Origin of the sequence: Salinibacterium amurskyense, from assembly GCF_002797685.1 — a bacterium.
Taxonomy (GTDB): Bacteria; Actinomycetota; Actinomycetes; order Actinomycetales; family Microbacteriaceae; genus Rhodoglobus; species Rhodoglobus amurskyensis.
In genome coordinates, this window is the sequence record NZ_PGFH01000001.1 from 328,556 (window position 1) to 351,997 (window position 23,442).

The 23,442-nt window shown below is 63.3% G+C and carries 17 protein-coding genes; 13 read left to right on the forward strand and 4 right to left on the reverse strand.

Annotated features, from left to right (window positions below):
- The first annotated feature begins 233 nt into the window (after positions 1-233).
- From CLV85_RS01580 to CLV85_RS01620, 9 genes are all read left to right on the forward strand, one after another.
- Positions 234-1,403 carry a mandelate racemase/muconate lactonizing enzyme family protein gene (locus CLV85_RS01580; protein WP_100387858.1) on the forward strand — a complete coding sequence of 390 codons (1,170 nt, stop codon included), beginning with the start codon at positions 234-236 and terminating at the stop codon, positions 1,401-1,403.
- Complete coding sequence (locus tag CLV85_RS01585) at positions 1,390-2,058, forward strand: RraA family protein (RefSeq protein ID WP_100387859.1); 669 nt, start codon at positions 1,390-1,392, stop codon at positions 2,056-2,058. The genes CLV85_RS01580 and CLV85_RS01585 overlap by 14 nt, the downstream gene beginning before the upstream one ends.
- Before the next feature lie 27 nt (positions 2,059-2,085).
- Positions 2,086-2,952 (forward strand): amidohydrolase family protein, encoded by an 867-nt coding sequence (locus tag CLV85_RS01590; RefSeq protein ID WP_100387860.1) that lies wholly within the window; start codon positions 2,086-2,088, stop codon positions 2,950-2,952.
- 163 nt (positions 2,953-3,115) lie between these two features.
- On the forward strand, positions 3,116-4,441 hold the full coding sequence (locus tag CLV85_RS01595) for an ABC transporter substrate-binding protein (protein ID WP_100387861.1): 1,326 nt from the start codon (positions 3,116-3,118) through the stop codon (positions 4,439-4,441).
- A 92-nt stretch (positions 4,442-4,533) separates the two neighbouring features.
- Positions 4,534-5,514 (forward strand): carbohydrate ABC transporter permease, encoded by a 981-nt coding sequence (locus CLV85_RS01600; RefSeq protein ID WP_100387862.1) that lies wholly within the window; start codon positions 4,534-4,536, stop codon positions 5,512-5,514.
- Positions 5,511-6,440: a carbohydrate ABC transporter permease gene (locus tag CLV85_RS01605; RefSeq protein ID WP_100387863.1), complete on the forward strand. Its 930-nt coding sequence runs from the start codon at positions 5,511-5,513 to the stop codon at positions 6,438-6,440. The genes CLV85_RS01600 and CLV85_RS01605 overlap by 4 nt, the downstream gene beginning before the upstream one ends.
- A 2-nt stretch (positions 6,441-6,442) precedes the next feature.
- On the forward strand, positions 6,443-6,766 hold the full coding sequence (locus CLV85_RS01610; RefSeq protein WP_100387864.1) for an L-rhamnose mutarotase: 324 nt from the start codon (positions 6,443-6,445) through the stop codon (positions 6,764-6,766).
- Between the two features lie 105 nt (positions 6,767-6,871).
- The gene (locus CLV85_RS01615; RefSeq protein WP_100387865.1) at positions 6,872-8,188 is read left to right on the forward strand and encodes an L-fuconate dehydratase; all 1,317 of its coding nucleotides are present in this window, start codon (positions 6,872-6,874) and stop codon (positions 8,186-8,188) included.
- Between the two features lie 487 nt (positions 8,189-8,675).
- Positions 8,676-10,250: a sugar transferase gene (locus CLV85_RS01620; protein ID WP_100387866.1), complete on the forward strand. Its 1,575-nt coding sequence runs from the start codon at positions 8,676-8,678 to the stop codon at positions 10,248-10,250.
- A gap of 397 nt (positions 10,251-10,647) precedes the next feature.
- Here the strand turns inward: CLV85_RS01620 and CLV85_RS01625 are convergent, their stop codons facing one another.
- Positions 10,648-11,754 (reverse strand): glycosyltransferase family 4 protein, encoded by a 1,107-nt coding sequence (locus tag CLV85_RS01625; RefSeq protein ID WP_100387867.1) that lies wholly within the window; start codon positions 11,752-11,754, stop codon positions 10,648-10,650.
- Between the two features lie 83 nt (positions 11,755-11,837).
- On the opposite strand from CLV85_RS01625, the gene CLV85_RS01630 reads away from it, so the two are divergent.
- Complete coding sequence (locus tag CLV85_RS01630; protein ID WP_100387868.1) at positions 11,838-12,602, forward strand: CDP-alcohol phosphatidyltransferase family protein; 765 nt, start codon at positions 11,838-11,840, stop codon at positions 12,600-12,602.
- Between the two features lie 17 nt (positions 12,603-12,619).
- Here CLV85_RS01630 and CLV85_RS01635 read toward each other — a convergent pair whose 3' ends face one another.
- Genes CLV85_RS01635 through CLV85_RS01645 form a run of 3 tightly spaced genes read right to left on the reverse strand, consistent with a single transcriptional unit; the run spans position 12,620 to position 15,860 of the window.
- A complete protein-coding gene (locus CLV85_RS01635) occupies positions 12,620-13,546 on the reverse strand; it encodes a hypothetical protein (protein WP_205030307.1) in 927 nt (308 codons plus the stop codon).
- Positions 13,543-14,646: a Gfo/Idh/MocA family protein gene (locus CLV85_RS01640; RefSeq protein ID WP_100387869.1), complete on the reverse strand. Its 1,104-nt coding sequence runs from the start codon at positions 14,644-14,646 to the stop codon at positions 13,543-13,545. The genes CLV85_RS01635 and CLV85_RS01640 overlap by 4 nt, the downstream gene beginning before the upstream one ends.
- Positions 14,643-15,860 carry a DUF1972 domain-containing protein gene (locus CLV85_RS01645; protein WP_100387870.1) on the reverse strand — a complete coding sequence of 406 codons (1,218 nt, stop codon included), beginning with the start codon at positions 15,858-15,860 and terminating at the stop codon, positions 14,643-14,645. Before CLV85_RS01645 ends, CLV85_RS01640 begins: the two co-directional genes overlap by 4 nt.
- 172 nt (positions 15,861-16,032) lie before the next feature.
- Between CLV85_RS01645 and CLV85_RS01650 the strand changes: the two genes are divergently transcribed.
- The 3 genes from CLV85_RS01650 (at position 16,033) to CLV85_RS01660 (ending at position 23,391) form a co-directional block, all read left to right on the forward strand.
- Positions 16,033-16,707, forward strand: a complete 675-nt coding sequence (locus CLV85_RS01650; protein WP_100387871.1) for a hypothetical protein — start codon at positions 16,033-16,035, stop codon at positions 16,705-16,707.
- A 136-nt stretch (positions 16,708-16,843) separates the two neighbouring features.
- Entirely contained in the window at positions 16,844-22,174 is a 5,331-nt protein-coding gene (locus tag CLV85_RS01655; RefSeq protein ID WP_100387872.1) for a PKD domain-containing protein, read from the forward strand.
- Positions 22,175-22,185: 11 nt separating this feature from the next.
- Positions 22,186-23,391: an MATE family efflux transporter gene (locus CLV85_RS01660; RefSeq protein WP_147433330.1), complete on the forward strand. Its 1,206-nt coding sequence runs from the start codon at positions 22,186-22,188 to the stop codon at positions 23,389-23,391.
- The last annotated feature ends 51 nt before the right edge of the window (positions 23,392-23,442 follow it).

The window sequence follows — 23,442 nt, forward strand, 5'->3', positions numbered from 1 at the left end:
CTGAATCGATTCAATAGTGACGGACTCGTCTACCCCTGTCAAGGGGCAATAAAAACGATTCAGCCCCATTGTTGTGTGGCCGATTTCTTCGCCGCAGCCGAGGCTCAATCGGGCTCAATGTTGTGATCCCGCGCCGTGCGTAGCAGTTGATCGATCGACGATGCTTGTGATCAAACGTTTGATCAGATATCGTAACCACTATCGCTCGCTAGTAGAAACGAGGCGCCCTTCACATGGGACTCACTGACACAGCCCTAACCATTACCGCCGTGCGCGCAGTGTTGCTTTCGCACCGGTACCAGCCCGGAGAAGAACTCACCTGGGTAGGTGGCACCATTTGGTCATGGGATGCCGCCCTCGTTGAAGTAACCCTCTCAGATGGAACCACCGGAGTCGGGGAGGCGGGAGCCGGCATCATGGCCGCCGCCGCCGTGCCCGGAATCGTGGATGCCTTCCGCCCCTACGTTCTCGACCACGAGTTCGCGCACCCCCTCGAAGTCGCCGACCACCTCCGCGCCTACACCGCTTTCTGGGCGCGGGGCGGAATGCTCAACGGCGTTGCCGGAGCGATCGAAACCGCGGCCGTGGATGCCGTCGGCAAGCGCCTCGGCGTTCCCGCCTACGAAGTGCTCGGTGGCCTCAAGCGCGACTGGATCGAGTCGTACGCCAGTGGCGGACTCGGCACCACGTTCGGCGAGGTTTCCGATTGGGCCGCCGCCCAGATCGAAGCTGGCTTTGGCACCGTGAAGTTCCGCGCCATGACCGACCCCGACACCACCATCAAACTGCTCGACCACGTGACCGCGCTGCTGCCCGAGGGCATCCAGTTCGTCATCGACGCGGTGCAGGCCTGTGCCTCTGACCCGTGGCCCGTCGACGAAGCGATTCGTGTCGGCAAGAAGGCCGCCGAGCTCGGTGCCCGCTGGTACGAAGAACCCTGCCAAGCGGATGACGTGGCTGGCTACGCCGCCGTGCGTGCCGCCGTGAACGTGCCGATCTCCGGTGTCGAATCCAACGGAACCGTGCGGGACTTCGCCCAACTGCTCGACGCGAACGCGCTCGATGTTGCCCAGCCCGACGTCACTTTCGTCGGCGGCCCCAAAGCTTTCGCGCAGGTCGCCGAGCTTGCTCACGCCACCGGCGTGAAGACGGTTCCCCACGTGTGGGGCAGTGGCGTCACCTTCGCCGCGAACCTGCACACCGTGCTCGCCAACCCCTACGTTGAGCTCTTCGAGTACTGCACCCTGCCCAATCCGTTGCGAGACGCGATGCGGGTCGAAGAGGTCGACTTCAAGGATGGCGGCATCGTCGCTCCGAAGGCGCCAGGCCTCGGCATCCAGCTCACGCCAGAGATCGAAGCCCAGTTTCCGTTCAGCCCCGGAGGTGGACATGTCATCCGCTAACCCAGGTTTCACGCCGTTGCCCGGCGACGAGCGCCTCACGACCGCGATTCTCAGCGATTCGTGCGACGAATCGGGCCTGCGCAACCAGGTGCTGAAGCAGCGCCTCGCTCCGATCACTCCGGGCTCGCGCGCGTTCGGCCGCGCCCGCACGGTGCGCTTCGCTCCGGCGCTCGAGTCAGATCTCGATGACCCCTACAAGGAGTCGATCGACTTCATCGACGGCATCGGTGCTGGCCAGATGATTGTGATCGCCACCGACAACAGCAACGACTCCGGCTTCTGGGGAGAGCTGTTCAGCGCGGCGGCTCTGGGCGCGAAAGCCTCCGGCGTCATCACTGATGGCAACCTGCGCGACACCGACAAGATCGCCGAACTCGGCTTTCCGTCGTTCTCACGTTCGCGCCGCCCCATCGACTTTCGGGCTCGGATGCGCGTGATCGCCTCCGACGTTGTCGTCGAGCTGGGCGGAGTGCTGATTGCGCCCGGCGATCTCGTGATGGCCGATGACGACGGAGCAGTAGTGATCCCGCAGTCTCACGAAGACGAAGTGCTAACCCGCGCCCGCACGCGCGCGGCCAACGAATCAACGGTCTTGGCAGAACTGCTGGCCGGAGACTCGCTGCGCACCGTGTGGGAACGGCACGGCATTCTCTAAACTGGCCATCGGAGAAGGGACTACATCGTGGTTTTTCCAATCATCGACGCTCACCAGCACATCTGGAACCCGAACCGGGCCCACTATGACTGGCTCGACGAATCACTGGCACCCATTGATCAGGTGATGACCCTCGATCTACTCCTTCCCGAGTTGCGGGATGCTGGTGTCGATTACACGGTTCAAGTGCAGTCGGCCGACAACTCCGATGACACTCGCTTGATGACGGAGTGCGCGGTCGCCAACCACGAGGTCGCGGCGATTGTGGGTTACGCGCCCATCGACCGTCCGGAGCAGGCAGCGCGCACGATCGAGGCGTGGGAAGGCGACACCCGCATGGTCGGGGTGCGCACTCTCATCCACAATCAAGAAGATCCGGAATGGTTGCTGCGACCCAACGTTGACGAGGGGCTCACGGTGCTGGAGCGCGCCGGGCTCACCTTCGACGTGGTTGCCGTTCTTCCGGAGCACTTAGCGATCGTTCCGGAATTGTCGCGGCGGCATCCCGAGCTTCGTATGGTCATCGATCACTTGGCCAAGCCACCGATCGGGCTCGAGGAGCGCGAGCCCTGGTGGTCGGCCATCGAAGTAGCCGCCGAGAACCCCAACGTGTACGCCAAGGTCAGCGGCCTGTATTCGGCAGCCGGTGACCCGCAGCAGTGGACCACGGAATATGTGCGGCCGTTCTTTGAGCGAGCCCTCGAGGTATTCGGCCCTTCGCGCCTGATGTATGGCGGCGACTGGCCTATTTCGGTGCTCGCCGGCGGCTACACGCGGGTGTGGCAGGGCCTTCAACCCCTCTTCGACAGCGTGGATGCCGCAGACCGCGAACAGTTGCTTGGCCGTACCGCTGCGGAGTTCTACCGCATCGATCCCGCACGCATTGGCTACTAAAGGGTCGAGTGCGCACGGCTAGATAACAGTTGAAAAACCTTTGATCAAACGTTTGCACAACTTCCGCGGTTGGTATAACGTTTGAGCACCGGAGAATTCGAGCCGTTCCAGCGGGTTGTCTCTCTCCACTACGAAGCAGTAGTAACCCCACCAAGGAGTGTCAATGAAGACGAAGAGGTTCCTTTCCGCCAGTGCAGGAGTGGCAATGATTTCCGCCGCTGCACTCGTTCTATCCGGTTGTTCAGCTGACGGAGGCGCTAACGCCCCCGAGCAGACTGACTCGGGTGGAAAAATCACGGTGTGGGTTGACCCGCCCCGCGTTCCCGCCGCAGAAGCTTTCCAGGAAGCTCACCCCGAGATCGAAATCGACGTTGTTCAGATTGACGGAACCGTTGGTGGCCAGACGGTGAAGCAGGCTTTCGCTAACTTCGACTCCGCAGGTTCAGGATGGCCTGACGCCATCTTCTTCCCCTCCAACGACGACATCGCGTGGGCAACCGGCGCAGCCAGCAACTACGCAGCCGACCTCACCGATCTGCTTCCCGATGTCATCGATGGTTACGACCCCGCAGTGCTTTCGTTCTGCGACATCGATGGTCAGATCCGTTGCCTCCGCAACGACGCTGCTCCCGACGTGTTCTGGTACAACAAGGCGTTCTTCGACGAGAACGGCTACACGCTGCCCACCACGTGGGAAGGCTACGGTGACCTCGCCGTACAGATCGCTGCAGAGCACCCCGACAAGATCAGCGGATTCCTCGGCGACGCGTATGCCGTAAACCGCTACCTTCAGGCGGCCGACTGCCCCACGAACGACCGCCTCTCGGAGTCGGAAGTTCACATCAACCTCGATGACCCGAACTGTGTTCGTGCCAACGAACTGCTCACGCAGATGTACGAAGGTGGCGCACTCACCACCCAGGGCATCTTCGACGGCGACGCCGCTGCTGCTGGTGTCAACTTGGTCATGAGCCCCGGTGCTGTCTGGTGGGGTAACTACCTCTTCCGCGACACCTGGAAGATCCCGGCCGAGCAGATGAGCGCAAGCGCACCGCTGACCTGGGAAGGCGAATCAAGCCCGACCGCCGGTAACGAAGGTGGCGGCCTCTGGGGCGTTTCCTCTCACATCACCGGAAAGCAGCTCGAAAACACGCTGACTTTCGCAACCTTCGTTGCGACTGACCCGGCATGGCAGGTTGAGCTTTCAACCGGTCTCCCCGGTTACGGCCCGATTCAGGATGCTTGGCTCGAGAAGCTCGAAGCTGACGGCTACTTCGCCGATGTTGCCGGTGTTCAGCAGGCATTCAAGGATGCCGCCGGCGCCGTAGCTCCGTACTCGTACATGCTCTACGACACCGGTGCGGCCTGGACCGAAACGGTCAGCCCCACGCTGATCGCCGACGGCTCCATCAGCGACGCACTCAGCACCTTCGGTACTGAACTCGTGAACCGCGCCAACTCGGTCGGCTACACGGTCACCGCCGAATAGAAGTAACCAGCTAGGCACAGCATGTGTGGGGGTTTCAGATCCTTGAGGCCCCCACACTCTGTTCCACTCCCCAATTCAGAGGCGAGGAATACATGAGCAGCTCAACGCTAGCCACGAAACGCACGGAGCCTCCGGCTGCCGGCGGCCGTGCATCCACCACACCCCGGCGTCACCGCACACGCCACGCAGAGTCGCGCGGCGCATGGATCTTGCTCGCCCCGTACCTCGCGCTCTTTCTCGTCGCAGCCGCGATCCCCATCGGCTACGCCTTCTGGATCGCCCTGCAAAAAGCACCAACCCTCGTCAACCCGGCAAGCGGGTTTGGCGGCCTTGACTCGTTCATCACGGTAATCACCGACTACCGGTTCTCCGGAACGTTCATCAACATCTTCTCCGTCATGATCGTGTGGTTGCCGCTCATGATGCTCGGCATCGTTGGCCTAGCCCTGTTGGTTCATGCCAGCCCCGGTCGCTTCGGCTCCACGATGCGCTTCTTCTACTTCATCCCGGGCGCGTTGAGCGGTATTGCCAACTTCGTGCTCTGGGTTTACCTGCTGCACCCCACGCAGTCGCCCCTCGCGCCGCTCTGGCAAGAGGTCGGATTCGGATCGCTGAAAGAGATCGTCACCGACGGCAACATGCCGATGATCCTCACGGGCATGCTCTTCTTTCAGGGCGTGGGTACGTGGATCATCGTCGTCAACGGTGGCCTCAACGGCATCCCCGACGAGATCTTCGAAGCCGCCAAGATTGACGGCGCCAACGCGTGGGACCTTGCGTGGCACATCAAGCTGCCGCTCATCCGCCCCTGGATTGGCTATGCGGCCCTCATGAACTTGGCCTACGGTTTTCAGCTCTTCCTCGAGCCGTACCTGCTGCGACAGATTTCGTCCGGAGCTATTGCCGGAGAGTGGGCGCCAACTCAGTTGGGCTACGCCTTCGCCTTCACTAACCGAAACTTCCCGGCCGCGGCCGCACTATCAATCATCCTGCTCGTGATCACCCTGAGCATCGGAGTCGTCATCGTGATGAAGAGCGGACTCTTCGGCGACGAAAAGGAGAAAAAGCGATGAGCAACAGCGCTCCCGGCGTCGTTGGCGCCAAACACTGGACCGTAGGTCGCATTGCCCGCATCACCGTCATGGTGATCATCGCTGCCGCGTTCATCCTGCCCATCATCGGCTTCATCGCAATGGCCTTCCGCAGCCAAGAAGGCGTGTTGGCCGGAACCGACGGCTTCCTCGGCCTCGGTGGAATGTCGTGGGACAACGTCGTGTTCAGCTGGAGCCAGATCAATGGCTTCGGTCCTGGCGGTGGAGGCCTCTTCACCCGCTGGGTAGGCAACTCGCTCGTGGTCGCCGTCATCGGTGGAATACTCGCCCTCGTAGCCGCACTGCCTGCAGGCTACGCACTGTCTCGACTGCGGTTCCGTGGTCGCAAGGTGTTGCTCTTCGCCACACTGCTCGCGATGGTGATGCCCAACACAGTGCTCGTCATCCCGCTGTTCCTCGAAGTGAACGCCATCGGAGCCGTCGGCCAACTCTGGCCCGTTGCGGTCATCATGGGGTTCTTCCCCTTCGGCACGTACCTCGTCTACATCCACTTCATGACAACGATGCCGCAAGAGCTCGTCGAGGCAGCTCGCATCGACGGACTGAGCGAAATCGCAACCTTCTTCTACGTGGCACTTCCCATCTCGAAGCAGGTCATTGCGCTCGTCGCCTTCTTCTCCTTCGTGGCCAACTGGACGAACTTCTTCCTGCCGCTGGCACTGCTCACCTCGAACCAGGAGAACAAGACGATCTCGATCGGCATCCAAGAACTCATCGGAGCCAGCCCGCTGTTCAACGCCACCGTTGCAGCCGGTCTCGACGTGAAGCTCTACATGCCGCAGCTCGCGCTCGCCACGTTCCTCTCGATGATCCCGCTGCTCATCGTGTTCCTCACGGCGCAGCGCTTCCTAATTCGTGGACAAACCGTTGGCGCGGTGAAGGGATAACAATGAAGCGAGTAGCCCAGGTCATCGGCCTCCCACCCGAGAACCGCGAAGAGTACGAGCGATACCACGCCGCTGTGTGGCCAACGATTCTTGAACGACTCGCGGCCAGCAACATCCACAACTATTCGATCTATCGCCACGGCGACCTGCTGTTCTCGTACTTCGAGTACACGGGTGACGACTACGAAGCCGACCAAGCCGCCATCGCGGCTGACCCAGAAACTCAGCGCTGGTGGGCTCTGCAAGAGCCGCTGCAGCAGCCGCTGGATGACCGGGCTGAGGGCGAGTGGTGGAAAGAGCTGCCCGAGGTCTTCCACGTTGACTAGCTGACATCGCGACCCACACGCACTACCGCGCACCGCAGCGCACCCAGACGCGCCTCACCCGCGCACATACCTTTTATCGGTTCTGAGCAAGGAGAACTCTTCAGCATGACTACTATCACCAGCGTTGACGTCTATGACGTGCGTTTTCCGACGTCGCTCACCGCCGACGGCTCAGACGCCATGAACAAGGATGGCGACTACTCGGCCGCCTACGTTGTACTCCGCACTGACGAAGAGGGCGTCGCGGGCTACGGCTTCACCTTCACCATTGGCCGAGGAAACGACATTTGCGCACTCGCTGCCGAACAGCGTGCCGAACCGCTCGTGGGCCGGGATGTCGATGAGATCGTCGGCGACCTCGGTGGCATTTACCGCGAGCTGAAGTCTGACTCGCAACTGCGCTGGCTTGGGCCAGAAAAGGGTGTCGAGCACCTCGCGATGGCCGCCGTGATGAACGCCGTGTGGGATCTCGCCGCTCGTCGGGCAAACAAACCACTCTGGCGCCTGCTCACCGACATGACCCCCGAGCAGCTCGTTGACACCGCCGACCTGAAGTACTTGAGCGACGCCATCACTCGTGACGAAGCCATCGCGCTCCTCACCGAGCTCGCCGACAGCAAAGAGCAGCGCATCGCCGAGCTCACCGAGACGGGCTACCCCTGCTACACGACGAGTGCCGGTTGGTTGGGTTACTCCGACGAGAAGCTTCGCCGTCTCTGCCAGGAGGCTGTGGATGCTGGCTACCGCCACATTAAGCTGAAGGTCGGCGCGAACCTCGACGAGGACATCCGTCGCTGCCGCATCGCCCGCGAAGTAATCGGCGACGACGCCAAGCTCATGATCGACGCCAACCAAGTGTGGGATGTCGACGAGGCAATCGACTGGGTGAAGGCGCTCGCCGAATTCAAGCCGCTGTGGATCGAAGAGCCGACGAGCCCGGATGACGTGCTCGGCCACGCAGCCATCCGCAAGGCTGTTGCCCCGATCGGCGTCGCCACGGGAGAGCACGGCATGAACCGGGTGCTCTTCAAGCAGATGTTCCAGGCCGAAGCCATCGACTTTTGCCAGCTCGACTCTGCCCGCCTCGCCGGCCCGAACGAGATCATTGCCGTCTACCTGATGGCCAAGAAGTTTGGCGTTCCGGTCTGCCCGCACGCGGGTGGCGTTGGCCTTTGCGAGCTTGTGCAGCACCTCTCGATCTTCGACTACGTCGCCGTATCGGGCACGCTCGAGAACCGGGTAACCGAGTTCGTCGACCACCTGCACGAGCACTTCGTTGACCCCTGCATCGTCGAGAACGGCGCCTACCGGGTGCCGATGGCACCGGGCTACTCGGCCCAAATGCACGAGTCGTCGCTCGCCGAGTTCTCGTTCCCGGCAGGGAGCTACTGGGCGGGTGTCGCAGCGTCCGTCGCGTCGTAGTTTTATTCGTCGATGGTGGTCTGCCTGGGATGAGGTAGACCACTTTCGCATTTCCCCGGGGAGTGAGGGGAAGCGCCTTCTCTGTGAACGCTGGTGGTTGCGCGCGATATGCGCCCACATCCCAGTGAAGGCGGGCGTTTTCTTACGGCAACACAAAACCCAAGCGCTAGCCGACACGCCGCCTGACCCCCAAACTGGGGGTAACACATTGCAGGCGGAGGCGAGTAGCTTCACCACTACCCCCATTGGGGGGACAAACCCCGCATAGTGAAAACCCGCCCCGCAGAGCACTAACCCCGCACTGCATCGTATCCAACCGCAGAGCACCCACCCGCGCTCGCGTGCCTTCGGCGCGCACCCCACCCGACACCCGAAATGTCGTGATCACCTTGCACGTACGTATTTCGCCCCCGAGTTCACGTACCGGCCTCAGCACCACCTGCCCCATCAACGGCCCGCGTACCTCCCGCCCGCTGCGAGCAGAGCGATGAGCCAGCTTCGCAAACTGCCCGCCCTTCCCCCGACCGAGCTTGAACGCGGCCACCTTCGCCTCGTCGAAGATGCCGAATTTCAGCCCCAGCACGTCACCGCTCCGCATCCCGATTCTGGCATTGTGTGGACCAAGTCCTATCAAAAACGACTACTCGTTTCGGATGCCGTGGTCATCCTGGGCACGATTCTGATCGCCCTGCTGATGCGCGCCGATCCCGCTCGCCTCCCGGAGTTCTTCGCTGGTATCAACCCCCTCATGTGGTTGGGCCTGCTCGCGATCGTGGTCGTCTGGGTGCTGCTGCTCGAAGTGTTCCGCTCTCGCGACCGCCGCGTCATCGGCGTCGGACCCACCGAATACAAACGTGTGGTGACCGCCTGCATGACCGCCTTTGGTCTGCTTTCGATCATCCTGTTGGTGCTAGAAATCGGCTTCCCGGGAAAGCGCGCCGTGCTCGCGATGGCGGCAGGCGTACTCGCACTCCTCGCGACGCGCTGGGTCTGGCGACGCTGGCTCAATCGACAGAGACGCTTTGGGCACGCCCTTTCGCGCACGGTCGTCGTAGGCACTCAGGACGAGGTCGACTACGTTGTCGACAAAGTGCAGGGATGCCTGCGCGCGAATTTCGACGTTGTCGGCGTTGTCATCGAGCCAGATCGCCACGCTGAAGCAAAGCACCGTTTCGGGTCTCAAGCGCACGGCACTGAGCAGGATGCAGAGCAACCGGGCCCGCAGTTCGGCCCGGAGCAGGTTGTGCAGACTGCCTCGTCGCTGGGGGCCGACACCGTCATCATCGCGGGAGAGCACGGGTGCGGCAACGACTTCATCCGCCATCTCGCGTGGCAGCTGGAGGGCACGGCGGCCGAGCTGATTCTCGCCTCGCGCCTCACCAATGTGGCCGGCCCGCGCATCCACTTTCGTCCCGTGGAGGGTCTTCCCCTTATTCACGTTGAGATCCCGCAGTTCGAAGGCGGAAAACATGTCATTAAACGGGGGCTCGACATTGCGGTCTCCGGGCTCGCTCTCTTTCTGCTGTCACCGCTCTTTCTCTTGCTCACGATCCTCATCCGCCTCGATAGTCCAGGCGGTGCCTTTTACAGCCAAGTTCGTGTTGGTCGAAACCTTGAGACCTTCCGCATGTTCAAGTTCCGCTCCATGGTGGTGGATGCCGACCAGAAGTTGGCTGATCTCACTAAGGAGAACGAAGGCTCGGGAGTGCTCTTCAAGCTCAAGAATGATCCCCGTGTCACGCGCTTGGGCCGCTTCATTCGCAAGTATTCACTCGACGAGTTTCCTCAGCTGTGGAACGTGCTGAAGGGCGACATGAGCCTGGTGGGGCCCCGCCCGCCGCTACCGAGCGAGGTGCTCGCGTACAAGGGCAAGGTGAATCGTCGCATGTACATCAAGCCAGGGCTCACCGGCATGTGGCAGATCAACGGACGATCTGACCTCAACTGGGAAGACAGCATGCGTCTCGACCTGTACTACGTGGAGAACTGGTCGGTCGTCGGCGACCTCGTCATCATGTGGCGAACCTTCAAAGTGCTCATTAACCCCGTGGGCGCCTACTAACCATGCACAACCGAATCGAGGACCTTATGCCGCCGCATGAATCGGATTGAAGAACTTCCAGCGTCTCCTCTGTGCGCGTGAACACCCTCACCATTCACATCGGGTGGTCGGTGAGGGTAGACCCGTCGCTGATGCGCAGCCAGAAGAAGGCAACTTCTCCGCCCTGCGTAGTTGCTCGATCGAGAAGCTAGTTCGCAAACCGCCAGCGGAAATCTCGGGGATCCGCGAGGGCGTGCGACGGCTGCTGAGCAGCGTGGATTCGTCCGCCCACGTGGGTGTCGCGGACGAAGCTGTCAGCGGCGGGCCGCCCCACACGCGCGAACAAACGAGGCGCTCTGAAGACCTGTTGCGTAGTGCGCCCTATTAAGAGGTAGCGCCTGCGTTTTTTGGCGTGCCGTCAGTCGCTGTTCGCGCCGGAGATTGTGGCGCGCAGTGCGCGCACGCTGGCTCCCCAGGAATACCCCAAATCAGCGTGGGCCTCGCGCTCGTCGCGGTGCGTTGAAGCGTCGTCAACCGCGCTCGCGATTGAGGGGCGAGCGGGGGAATCGGTGATTGCTCGCGCCATCGCGGCAACGTCATCCGGGTTGGCAAAAGTGCCACGCTCACCCAAGATCTCGCGAAAGACGGCGAGGTCGCTGGCGACCACGGGCGCACCACAGTGGTGGGCCTCGAGCACGGGTAGGCCGAATCCTTCGTCGCGCGTGAAGAACAACAGCGCTGCGGTGTTGGCATAGAGCCACGCGAGTTCGGCATCGTCAATGAACCCGAGAAAGCGGATGACGCCACGCTCGGCAGCGTCGGCGACCGCGGCGGGGAGATCGGCGCTTTTGCCCTGCGGCTCTCCGACGATCACGAGCGGGGCCTCGGCGCTGATCCTGCCGGACTGCAGGGCGGCCGCGATCGTGTTGGCCAGGTTCTTGCGAGCATTGAGACGCCCGACGCACAGCAGAAAGTCACCCGTCACGTCAGCGAGTTCGTCAGGCTTGCGCGGGGCAGCGTTGGCGAGGGAACTGCCCACGGCGAGACCGATGGGAGTCACGGGGCGACCCTGGCTCAGCCGGCTGATGCGGGCAGCTTCAGTGGCGGAGGAACCGAACAGCCACGTCGCCCGTCGAGAGCTCAGCGGCATCAGAGCGAAGTACGCGCGCTCCTTGAGCGTGAACCACTCGGGCGACGTGAGGAACATGTAGTCGTGAATGAAGACCGCCGACCTGCCGAACGCAGGGGTGAAGTTGTGGGTGATGGTGACATCCGCCCGCAGCCGTCGAGCGATGAAAGGCAGCTCCAGAATCGCGCTGACGCCTTGAGGTCGCAGGCGCGTGCCGACCACGGTCACTTGCTCGGCGAGCTCTGACCGCGCTGTGGCGAGCGCCCCGTGCGGCACCGCGACCACAACTTCGTCGGTGGGAAACTCGCGCACCCACGCCCACACAAATTCGCGCAGCACTTGGCGGTTCGAGGCTGGACCTCGAGCCCACCAAAAGCCGTCAAAGAGAACGCGCATGCCTCCATGCTAGCCCCGGCGTTTTTGGCGCCCACCGGAGGAGAACCCTCGACCCAGCCCGGAGCGTGGGGCTATGGTGAAACATGACCGCCACCGGGGAAAGCCCAGAAGTGCCGGAAACATTCGGTGCGATTGTCCGCTCGCTCGCGTCTGCTCAGAAGCCCGGGCGGGGTGCCCCGCCCTACTCGCGCTGGATCAACCGTCGTCTCGGCCGGCTGCTCGCGGCCGCCGCGTATCTCGCAGGGCGTACGCCCAATCAAGTCACTGGCCTCAGCGCGCTGATGACCGCGATCGCCCTCGTGCTCGTAGCCACGGTGCGGCCTGCTCTGTGGTTCGGCATTCTCGTAGCATTCCTGCTGCTGCTCGGCTACGCCCTCGACTCCGCCGACGGGCAGCTAGCTCGCCTGCGGGGCGGCGGAACGAAAGCGGGAGAGTGGCTCGACCACGTTGTTGACGCCTTCAAGATCGTGATCTTTCACGGCGTCATCCTGATCTCGCTGTACCGATTCGACACCGGCTGGACCGACACCATCTTGCTGATTCCGCTCGGGTTCATCGTGGTGTCGTCGGTGTTCTTCTTCGCGATGATCCTCACCGATCAACTGCGCCGCATCGCCTCGGCCGAGCGCGGACGCACCTACGCCAAGCCCAGTGGCGGCGGTGGCTGGGTGCAGACCATCGTCGCGATCCCCACCGACTACGCCGTGCTCTGCCTCAGCTTTGTTCTCTTTGGCTGGATGGACGGTTTCGTGATTTTCTACGGCCTGCTGTTTCTCGCCAACGCGCTCATTCTGCTCGCGGTTCTCGGGCGCTGGTTTCGCCAGCTGCGCGCGATCGACGCAAGCTAGCGCAGCGGGAGAACGGTCTAGCGCTCGAACTCCCGCACGAGTGCCACGGTGCTCTCGATGTGAGAGCGACTGGATGCCCCGAACACGATCGACTCAATGCCGGGCTGCGCATAGATCCACTCGAGTGCCTCGCGCGGCGGAATAGCTCCCGAGGCGAAGACCGACATCGCGACCGCGCGGAACGGCCGCTCGGCCAAGGCGGCCTGATAGGCCTCAACGCCGCCCGACATCCGAAAGCCAATCTTGTTGATGTTGGAGCACACGAGAGGGTTGTCGATACCGGCGCTGTCGAGGTGGTCGAGCAGCATGGGAAGGTTCATCGTGATGAAGCCGGGCTCGGCGTTGTAGCGCGACCGCACGTGGTTGGCGAAGATCGCGAAGGCGTCGGTGAAACCGAGCCCCAGCAGCAGATCGACCACGACATTCTGCAGCCAGACCACGGGCGTGCGCACGCCAGCGAAGCCAGCCATTTCGGCATCCACGAGCAGGGTGATGATGCCCTCGATGTCTTTCTTGGCGAGCGAGCGTCCGCCGCGCATCATCGCGTTGAGCATGCCTTCGTCGGGCATGAAGCGATTGAGAGCGCCCAGAATGCCACTTTCGGTCACGGCGTCGGCGTACTTATGCGCGTAGGGCATGCAGGGGAAGAACGAGAACCCGTCGTAGCGTTCCGGCTCAGCCCGCACTCGCTCCACCACGTCGGCGATGCGATCGTGCGTGGTGCACATGAGCGTGCGGATGCCGCTGGCGTACGCATCGTCGATGACAGCCATGATCGCATCCAGATCCTGAAAGCGCATGGCCTGCTCGCGCGCTTTCTCCTCGGAGCGATGGTTGATGCCAAAGAACTGGTTATCGCCGAACAGCACGCGATCGAGCTTCGCGGTCTCGGGCGTGGTGAGCGGGCCGCCGGAGTCGGAGGTGCGCGGAGTGGTTGTGCTCATGATCGTCTCCCCAGAAGGTTGCGACGACGAGGGGCCGGCGCGGAGGTGGTCGCCGGAACGCTCGACGGTGCGGTCGTGCTGGCGCCGGCCGCGGCATCCACCGTCAGCAGTTCGATGATGCGGTCGGTGATGGCGGCGCTTGCGAAGTCGTTGGTGGGCGCGACGGCGGGGTCGTGGATGCGCTGCACAAAGTGATCGAGCTGGGCGCTGTATTCCTCGCCCCGCAGGTAGAACCACACCTCGTCAGTGAGCTCGGTCGTCGACTTGATCGTCCAGCCCGGTGCGTAACCGTCGAGCTCGGGAGCAGTGCTGCGCAGGTACACCTGAATCTCTTGCCGGTCAGCGATGATCTTGCCCTGCGTGCCGAAGACGCTGACGCGCGTGGTCATTTTGCGGTACGACTCATCCGACCAGTTGACCGAGAGCTGGCCGCTCACGCCGTCAGCAAAGTAGATCGTGCTGTAGACCTCGTCTTCGGTATTCTCCGAGAAAACGCTGCCCAGAATCGTGCCTCCAACGCCGAGGGCATCGCCCACGAACCACGTCGCCAGATCGAGCGGATGCGCTGCGTAGTCATACAAACACCCACCGCCCTCGGTGCGCTTGCTGCGCCACGTCGTGCCCTTGGCTTTCAGAACGACCGGCCCATAGGACTCCGCCTGTACGTGCGTGATGCGGCCAATCGCGTCGGCCTCAAGGAGTCGCTTCGCCTCGCGAAAAGTGCCCACAAATCGGTTGTGATACCCGACCTGAGTGACCAAGCCGCGCACGGCAGCGATGCCCGAAAGCTCGGCCGATTCGGCTGCCGTGAGCGTGAGTGGCTTCTCACAGAACACATGCAGTCCGCGTTCGAGCGCCGTGCGCACCATTGCCGCATGAAAGCGCGTCGGGGTGGCGATCAGCACCGCATCGAGTTCAACGCTGTCGAGCATCTTCTCGAAATCGGTGAATGTCTTCAGTCCCGTGTACTTCGAGAGCACGCCCAGAATGTAGCCGGCCGAGTCGACGACCGCTTCAACCGAGACCTCCGGATGCGCGCGAATCATCGACAAGTGCGAGAGCCCCATTTTGCCCAGGCCAACGACACCCAGCCGGATCATGAGCTTGCTCCGGAGCGAGGCGAGGAGTTCTGGGGCGGCGGTGGTGGCGTGGGTCGCGGAGTTGCCGATGCCACGGGAGCCTGCCCGGCGGGGAGATACTCGGCCAGAAGATCCGCGTACTGCCCCGCAACGTGTTGCCACGTGAACTCGGCGGCATGCCTGGCGCGGCTGGCGGCCGCGAGCGAAGCCCGGCGATCGGGCGACTCGAGCAGGGTCGAAATGTGGGCGGCGGCGTCATCCACGCCCGAAAAATAGAGCGCTCCGTCGCCGGCAACCCAGCGGTTGTAGGCATTGTCGTGGGCGATCACCGGGTTGCCCGCGGCCATCGCTTCGACGAGGGATGGGTTGGTGCCGCCAACGGTGTGGCCGTGAAGGTAGCCAAGCGAATGGAATCTCAAAGAAGACACCTCATCGGGTTCGTAAATCGGGCCGACGAATTTCACTTCGTCGCTCGCGGCGTGCCGAACCGCTCGGGTGTAGGCGTCACTGTCGTCGTAGGTGCCGAAGATTGCCAGGTCGTGCCCACGACGCTCGCGCGAAAACGCGGTCACGAGTTCAAGAATTGAGTTCTCGGGAATCGGGCGACAAATCAACGTCAGGTATCGGCCGGGCGTGAGGCCGCGACTCGTCACCGGCAGAGTGTCGGCGGCTTCGACAGCGTGGGCGCCGTACGTGATCGTGACGATTTTCGAGCGGCGAGCTCGCGTGGCCAAGTACGTTTCGATCACCGGATGATCGGCAATAAGGCGATTGCCCACCCAGCACGCGATCCGCTCATTTATCCACAGGATTGCCTGTCGACCCTTGCCCCAGCGTGAACGAGACCACTCGATGCCGTCCATGTTGATGACATTCGGGATGCGCTTGAGGCGCTGCAGGATGTTGAACAGCGCCGTGTTGTACCCAAACGTGAGGCAGATATCCCGATGCCGCGACGCATGGCGGATCGAGGCAAAGTCGAAACTTGCGGTGCCCAGCCAGCCCTCGCGGTGCTCGGGGATGAGCACGCGGTCGATGCCGTGCCACTGGTCGGTCGTGGTGGGGCCGGTGCCCTCTACTTGGCAGTAAACAACTGGCCGCCAGCCGTTATCGCGCAAATAGAGGGCGACGTTCTCGGCGGCGGTCTCGAAGCCTCCGTAGGCGGCGGGGATGCCGTGGGTTCCGAGGAGGCGAACAGTTGGTCGGCGCTCGGCAGAGGGGGTCGGGTCGTTCAACTTTCCCTCCTCCGTTGACGGACTCAAGAACTTCGACCAGACTCCCCCGAGGTCTGGGTTCGGAAGTCTACGCCGCCGCGGTGCACCACTTTGTCCCCAGAACAGGGGGTACGTTTGCGAAGGGTACGGGTGTACCGTCCAGTACCGATCATCCCCGAGGCACGGAGCTGCCATGACTCAGTCGAAGCATCCCGCATCCGAAATCGAACTTGTCGCCGCGGCGGCCGAACCTTCGTGGCTGAGCACCAAACCGGGTCGTTGGTTGGCGGCAATCATCGTGCTCGCGATCGTGGCGGCGCTCGTCGTCGTGGCGTTCATCCAGTTCGCGCCCACCGGTGCCCCGAGCGCCGCGCCCGGGGCAACCCCCAGCGCGGGCGAGCCCAGTGAACCCTCGGGCGCGTCATCCGCGGTCCCGGCGCCGACGGCGGGCCCAGCGGTTCCCGATGTGCCCCCGGTTGCGATCGACGAACCGGCGGATGTCACTCCCGGGCTCGTCGCCACCGTCACGAAAGTCGAAGAGGTGGATGGCACCGCTCGCGGCCCCGGTGAAGTCGCCGGTCCGTCGTTGCGCGTTACGGTCACGATGACGAACTCCACCGCGTCAGTGGTCTCGTTGCGCACCACGGTCATCAGTTGTTACTTTGGCGCCGATCGCACGCCGGCCCCCGAACTTCGCGAGCCTGGCGGGGCACCGCTGCCGGCATCCCTCGCGGCGAATTCGGCGATTGACGGAGTGTACATTTTTACTGTTCCTGCTGATCAGCGCGGCAATGTGACGCTTCTGGTCGACTACTCGGTAGACGTGCAGCCCGTCGTTTTCCAGGGCGATATCGACGACCTGCTGTAACGGTCGGTCTACCCGTCTCGCGGGGCGGCCCCTGAATCGTGACCCCCTTTTGGGGGGCACCCAAACGGGGCAGGAGGGGAGTATGGTGACCCACCAAGTGGAACCTGAATAGCCACAAACCCCGAGAAGGCACATCATGCGCGTAACCCGCCAGATGCCACCGAACCCGCTGAGACTCGTTTCCGCCGCAGCGGCGATGACATTAATCGCGACCCTGCTCACCGTAACGCTGCCCACCGCAGCCGTTGCCGACACTGCGGCTGCCCCGCCAGTGCCGACCACTGTGTCCTCCGATCCCTTACCCACGCCCCAGATCAACGGTGTGGTCTGGGATCAGGTCATCGTGGGCAATACCGTCTACGCTTCGGGCGACTTCAGCTCGGCCCGGCCGTACGGTTCGCCCGCGGGCACGAACGAGCAGAGTCGCTCGTACGTGCTTGCGTACAACCTCACGACCGGCGCCCTGCTGCCGTGGGCTCCGACATTCAACGGGCAAGTGCGCGCGCTGGCGGCGTCGCCCGATGGCACCCGGCTGTATGCGGTCGGTGACTTCACCTCGGTGAATGGCGTCTCGAAGAACCGCATTGTCTCCTTCGACACCGCTACGGGGAACATCTACGGCGCCTTCGATGCGGGGGCCAACTATCGCGTCTACGCGGTCGTCGCCACGAACACTCAGGTCTTCTTCTCGGGGCCGTTCACGTCGGTGAGCGGCAACACTCGCCTCGGTGGTGCGGCCGCGCTCGCTACGAACGGCGCCGTCACCTCTTGGGCTCCCGAGCTCGCGGGTGGGCGCGCCTTCGGCATCGTGGTGTCTCCGGATGAGTCCAAAGTTGTGATCGGCGGAGACTTCACGACCGTCAATGGCTCGAGCGATCCCGGCTACGGCCTCGCCATGGTCGATGCGACTGCCGGAGCCCTGATCACCCCGTTCGCCACCAACAACCAGGTGCGCAATGCCGGTCTCAACGCGGCCATCTTCTCGCTCTCCTCCGATGCCGACAGCTTCTACGGCACCGGCTATGTCTATGGCTCCGGCGGCAACCTTGAGGGTGTCTTCCGGTCGAACTGGTCGGATGGCGAACTCGTCTGGGTGAACGACTGCCACGGTGATACCTACTCGGTTTCACCCGCGCCCAACGGAGCCATCTATGCCGCTGGACACTCGCACTACTGCGGCAACATCGATGCCTTCCCGCAGACCAACCCCTGGTCGTTCAACCGCGGAATCGCGTTCTCGAAAGATGCCACCGGCAGCATCTCGCGCGACCCGTACGGCTACCACGACTGGTCGGGCAACTCGAGCCCGTCGCTGCTGAACTTCTTTCCCGACATCAACCTCGGCACCTTCACCGGTCAGTACCAGGGACCGTGGGATGTCACATCGAACGCGGAGTACGCGGTCTTTGGTGGCGAGTTCACGCGCGTCAACGGGCAGAACCAGCAGGGTCTGTTGAGGTTCGCGATCCCGGCGATCGCTCCCAACCTTGATGGGCCTCGACTCACCGGCGCCAATCTTGCGCCGACGATGAGCTCGCCCGCTCCCGGCACGATTGCGCTCAGCTGGACCGCCGACTGGGATCGTGACAATGAGAACCTCACGTACCACCTCATCCGGGATGGCAAGAGCGGTTCGCCGATCTATGTGACCGAGCAGGCCTCGCGGTTCTATGACCGCCCGACGATGACGTATCTGGATACTGGCCTCACACCCGGCCAGACGTACACCTATCGACTGCGTGCCATCGACCCCTATGGCAACAACGGCTGGGGTTCGACCGTGTCGTTCACCGCCGGTGCCACCGGCCAGTTGAGCGATTACGCGGCGGCCGTGATGGAGGACCAACCCTCCAACTACTGGCGCCTCGGCGAGAGCGGAAACACCGTGGTGGATAGCGTCGCTCGCGACAACGCGACCGCGACCAACAACGTGGGCTTCGGAACATCCGGAGCGATCATCGGCGACAGCAACACCGCCGCGACCTTCACGGGAAGCTCGAACAGCTACGCCGGATCGAACACGCAAATCTGGCGCGACAACACCTTCTCGGTCGAAGCCTGGTTCAAGACCAGCACGACCTCCGGTGGCAAGATCGTCGGGTTCGGAAACCGTCAAACCGGTAACTCGAGCAACTACGACCGCCACATTTACATGGATAACGCGGGCCGACTGAACTTCGGTGTCTACACCGGCAGCACCCGCATTGTGCAGAGCGCAAAGTCGTACAACGACAACGAATGGCACCAGGTCGTCGGCAGCATGGGCGCCGACGGAATGGAACTCTTCGTTGACGGAGTGCGCGTAGGAGTGAATCCCGACGTGGTGTGGGGCCAGAACTACTGGGGCTACTGGCGTATTGGTGGAGACCGCAGTTGGAGTGGTTCCGACTACTTCAACGGTGCCATCGACGAAGTGGCCGTGTACCCGACCCCCCTCACCGCGACACAAATTCAGAACCACTTTGAGCTCTCGGGCCGGTCGCTCTCCGGACCGCCTGCGCCGACCGACGCCTACGGTGCTGCGGTCTACAACGCGAGCCCGCAGTTGTACTGGCGACTGGGCGAAGCCTCCGGTGCAGTCGTGAACGACTCCGGACTGCAGGGAATCAATGGAGCCCTCAGCGGCACCTACACGCGCAACGTACCCGGTGCTCTGGGGGGAACGACAGATTCGGCCACCCAGTTCACACAGGCGCTCGCGGCAACGACAACCTCGCTGCCCAACCCCTCGACGTATTCGAGCGAAGTGTGGTTCAGGACCACGAGCACCACGGGCGGAAAGCTTGTGGAGTTCGGATCCTCCGCCACCGGCACCGCCAACAACTACGGCGACCACGTGATCATGCGCAACGACGGAACACTCGTGTTCGGTACGGGCGGCAACACGGTCTCGAGCACGGCCTCCTACAACGATGGCCAGTGGCATCAGGCGGTAGCGACCCAGGGATCAGCAGGGCTGCAATTGTTCGTGGACGGCGCGGTCGTGGCATCCAGTGCGGCAACACCGACCCAAACGTTCTCGGGATACTGGCGACTTGGCCGCGGCAACACGGTCGGAGTGGCATCATCGAACTACTTCAACGGCGACCTCGATGAGTTCGCGGTGTACCAAACGGTGCTGACGCCGAGCGAAGTCAGCTCGCACTTCTTGATCGGAACCGCGAACGAAGCACCGCTTGCCGAGTTCACGCATTCGGAGAGCGACCTCGTGGCCAGCTTCGATGCGACCGGATCATCCGACCCCGACGGCACTATCGACGCTTATGAGTGGGACTTCGGTGACGGTGCCTCGAGCACGGACGCGGTAGTCGATCACACGTATGCCGCCGCGGGAATCTACGACGTGACCCTCACGGTGACCGACAACAAGGGAGCCTCCGCAATCGCCGCCGCCACAGTGACGGTGTTGGCTCCGAACGTGGCCCCGACCGCGGCCTTCACGAGCGAAACCACCGACAACGTGGTGAGCTTCGACGCGAGCGGTTCGGCCGATAGCGACGGCACGATCAGCTCGTTCGCGTGGGACTTCGGCGATGGAGCATCCGACAGTGGAGAGAGCACCTCGCACCTCTACGCTGCCGCGGGCGACTACACCGTGACCCTCACGGTGACCGACAACCAAGGGGCAACGGGAACGGTCAGTCATGTTGTGACCGCCCTCGATCCTCCCGTCGTCACCGTGCTGGCCCGCGACGAGTTCGCTCGCTCTGAAACCTCCGGCTGGGGCACTGCGCTCGTCGGCGGCGACTGGTCGACGAACAGCAGCGGCAACTTCTCGGTCGAAACCGATGCGGGCATCGTGAACCACAGCTCGTCGGGCACTACCCGGCACGCGTGGTTGCCGAGCGTCTCCACGGACGACGTAACGGTGAGCGCCAGCATCTCCATCGACAAGGCGATCACGGGTGGTGGTGCCTACACCGGCATCACGATGCGTGAAGTCGGCAATGGCTTCTACCAAGCTCGCGTGCGCTACTTCTCCAACGGCACCCTCGCCTTCCAGCTGCTGAGCGGAGGCTCCACCAACATTGCGTACACGGATGTTGCGGGCCTGACCTTCAGCGCCGGCGACGTGCTGCTCGTGAAAGCGCAAACCTTCGGAACCTCGCCGACGACCATTCGCGGCAAGGTCTGGAAGCAGGGAACAAGTGAACCCAGTGACTGGACCCTCACCGCCACCTCGTCGGTAGCGAACCTGCAAACCGCGGGTGCCGTCGGCCAGTACAGCTACCTGTCTGGATCGGCCACGAATGCTCCAGTGCACGTGAGCTACGACTCGTTCCTGGCGATTGCAGGCCATGCCGACGAGCCCGTGACGCCGACGAATTTGCTGCCCACGGCATCCTTCACGAGCGCGGCGAACCTGTTGACGGCGAGCTTCGATTCAAGTGCGTCGAGCGACCCCGATGGCAGCATCACCTCACGATTGTGGGACTTCGGTGATGGTCAGTCGAGCACGGCAACGAGCCCCGATCACACGTACGCGGCGGCGGGCACCTATCAAGTCACCTTGACGGTGACCGACAACCAGGGTGCAACGGATGCGGTCACTCAACCGGTAACGGTGAGCTCCACTCCGGCGAATCAGGCTCCCACCGCCGCGTTCACCTCCTCGGCGACGGAACTCGCCGTAGCGTTCGACGCGACAGGATCCACGGATGCCGATGGCAGTGTCGCCAGTTACGCCTGGGACTTCGGAGATGGTGCGAGCGACACCGGCGCCACGCCCTCGCACAGCTACGCGAGCTCGGGCACCTACACCGTTGTGCTCACCGTGACGGATGACGAAGGGGCGACGGGCGCGGTCAGTCACGATGTTGTTGTGACGGCACCGCCCGGCGCAGCCTTTGCTGAAGACACCTTCGAGCGCACAGTTGCCGCCGGCTGGGGCACCGCGAATGTGGGAGGCGCATGGTCGTCAAACACGAACTCGACCTACACCGTGGGTAGCGGCGCGGGAGCCTTCGTGCACACCGGCACGGGCACCACTCGCCGCGCGCTGCTTGAGGGCGTAAGCGAAACCTCGGTCGAAGCACAGGTGGAGATCACCGCCGACAAGGTTGCCGAATCCGGGCACATCGTCGTCGGCGTGATCGGTCGTCAAGTGGGCTCCGCGTTCTATCAAGCACGGCTGCGGCTGCAGACCGGCGGAGTCGTCGGGCTGCAAATCATGTCGGGTTCCACCGTGGTGCTGGCCAACATGAATGTGCCGGGCATGACCTACGCGGCCGGGGATACCTTCATCCTCAAGACCAGCGTCGAGGGCACGAGCCCGACCACGATCTCGGCCAAGCTCTGGAAGGCCGGAGATGCTGAGCCTGCCGCGTGGCAACTCGTCGCGACCGACTCGACGGCTGCCCTTCAGGCTGCCGGTGCGGTCGGGTTCGAGAGCTACCTCTCCGGTTCGGCACCGAACGCTCCCGTGACCGTGAGGTTCGACAACTTCAGCGCGCGGCCCGTGCAGTAGGCAGCCTGAGCGTGTCAGGCAAGCGATCGGCCCTGGGAGCAATCGGCTCTCAGGGAATGCAGGCTCTCGCGAGCTTCACGATTCAGGTGCTTGTTGCGCGCACGCTTGGCTTTGACGGGCTCGGTGCGTTCGCCATTGCGTATGGCGTGATGGTGCTCGTCGCCGGACTTGCGAGTGGGATGGTCGGCGACTCGCTCGTTGTGCTCGAGCGGCGTACTCCGGCGGTGCGGTCGGCGCTGCAGCAGTTCGCGCTGGGGATTGCCGTGGTGGCCGGAGTTCTTTCCGCAACGCTCGCGGGAGCATCCGGACTGTTGGATGCCTCCACCGCCGCGATGTTCGGAGCTGGCGTCGCCTTCTTCGCGCTCGAAGAACTCATGCGCCGCCTACTCATGGCCGGCATGGGCTTCTGGCGCGTCATGCTGATCGACTTCGCGTCGTTCGCGGTCGCGCTACTGGTGATTGCGTTCAGCGCGCTCGCCGGTGGTCTCAGCCTCTTCGTGTTTCTCGGCGCGGTCGCTGCCGGTCAGCTCGCCGCGATTGGGCTCGGCGCAGTGCTGCTTCCCCGGGAAGAACGTTTCGTCGTGGGCTTCGTGCGCGGGGGAGTCGGTACCGTCTTTCGCTACGGCATCTGGCGAGCTGGCCAGCAGTTTCTGCGACCGGCGCTTCTCACCGTGGTGCGCCTGCTCGTGACCGTGCTCGCGAGCCTTGCCGCCACCGGACTCCTCGAAGCCGGCCGAGTGTTCGTCGCGCCCGCAACGCTCGCGGTCAGCGGCCTCAGCTCGTACCTCTTCGTCTCCTTCGCCCGAGACAGCAGCAAGCTGCTGGCCGAGAAACTACGACGTGCGGATCGTGCGGTAACCACCCTGGTCGGTCTCACCGTGGTCGTCGGTGCGCTCCTTGTCGCGCTGCTGCCGTGGGGAGGTGCCCTGCTCTTCGGCACCGCGCCCGACCTGCTCGCCGTGATCGGCTGGATCGCCTACACCGCGTCTATTGCCGCCGTGACTCCGTATGGTGCGCTCGCGGCGGTCGGCGGAAAACAAGCAGCCGTGTTTGGGATCCGGGCGGCCGATACCGTTCTCGCTATCGGATTCGTGAGCGCCGTGTTGCTGGCCGGGGGAGACGTGCAGTGGGTTCCGGCGGCGTTGGCCGCGGCATCCATTTTGGGCGGTCTCGGTATTCGCTGGCTGATTCTGGTGCCGCTGGTAAAGACGGGCTAACGCTCGGGTTGAGCGCTGCGGTGCGGTTGGCCAGACGGCCGGCCCGAGACC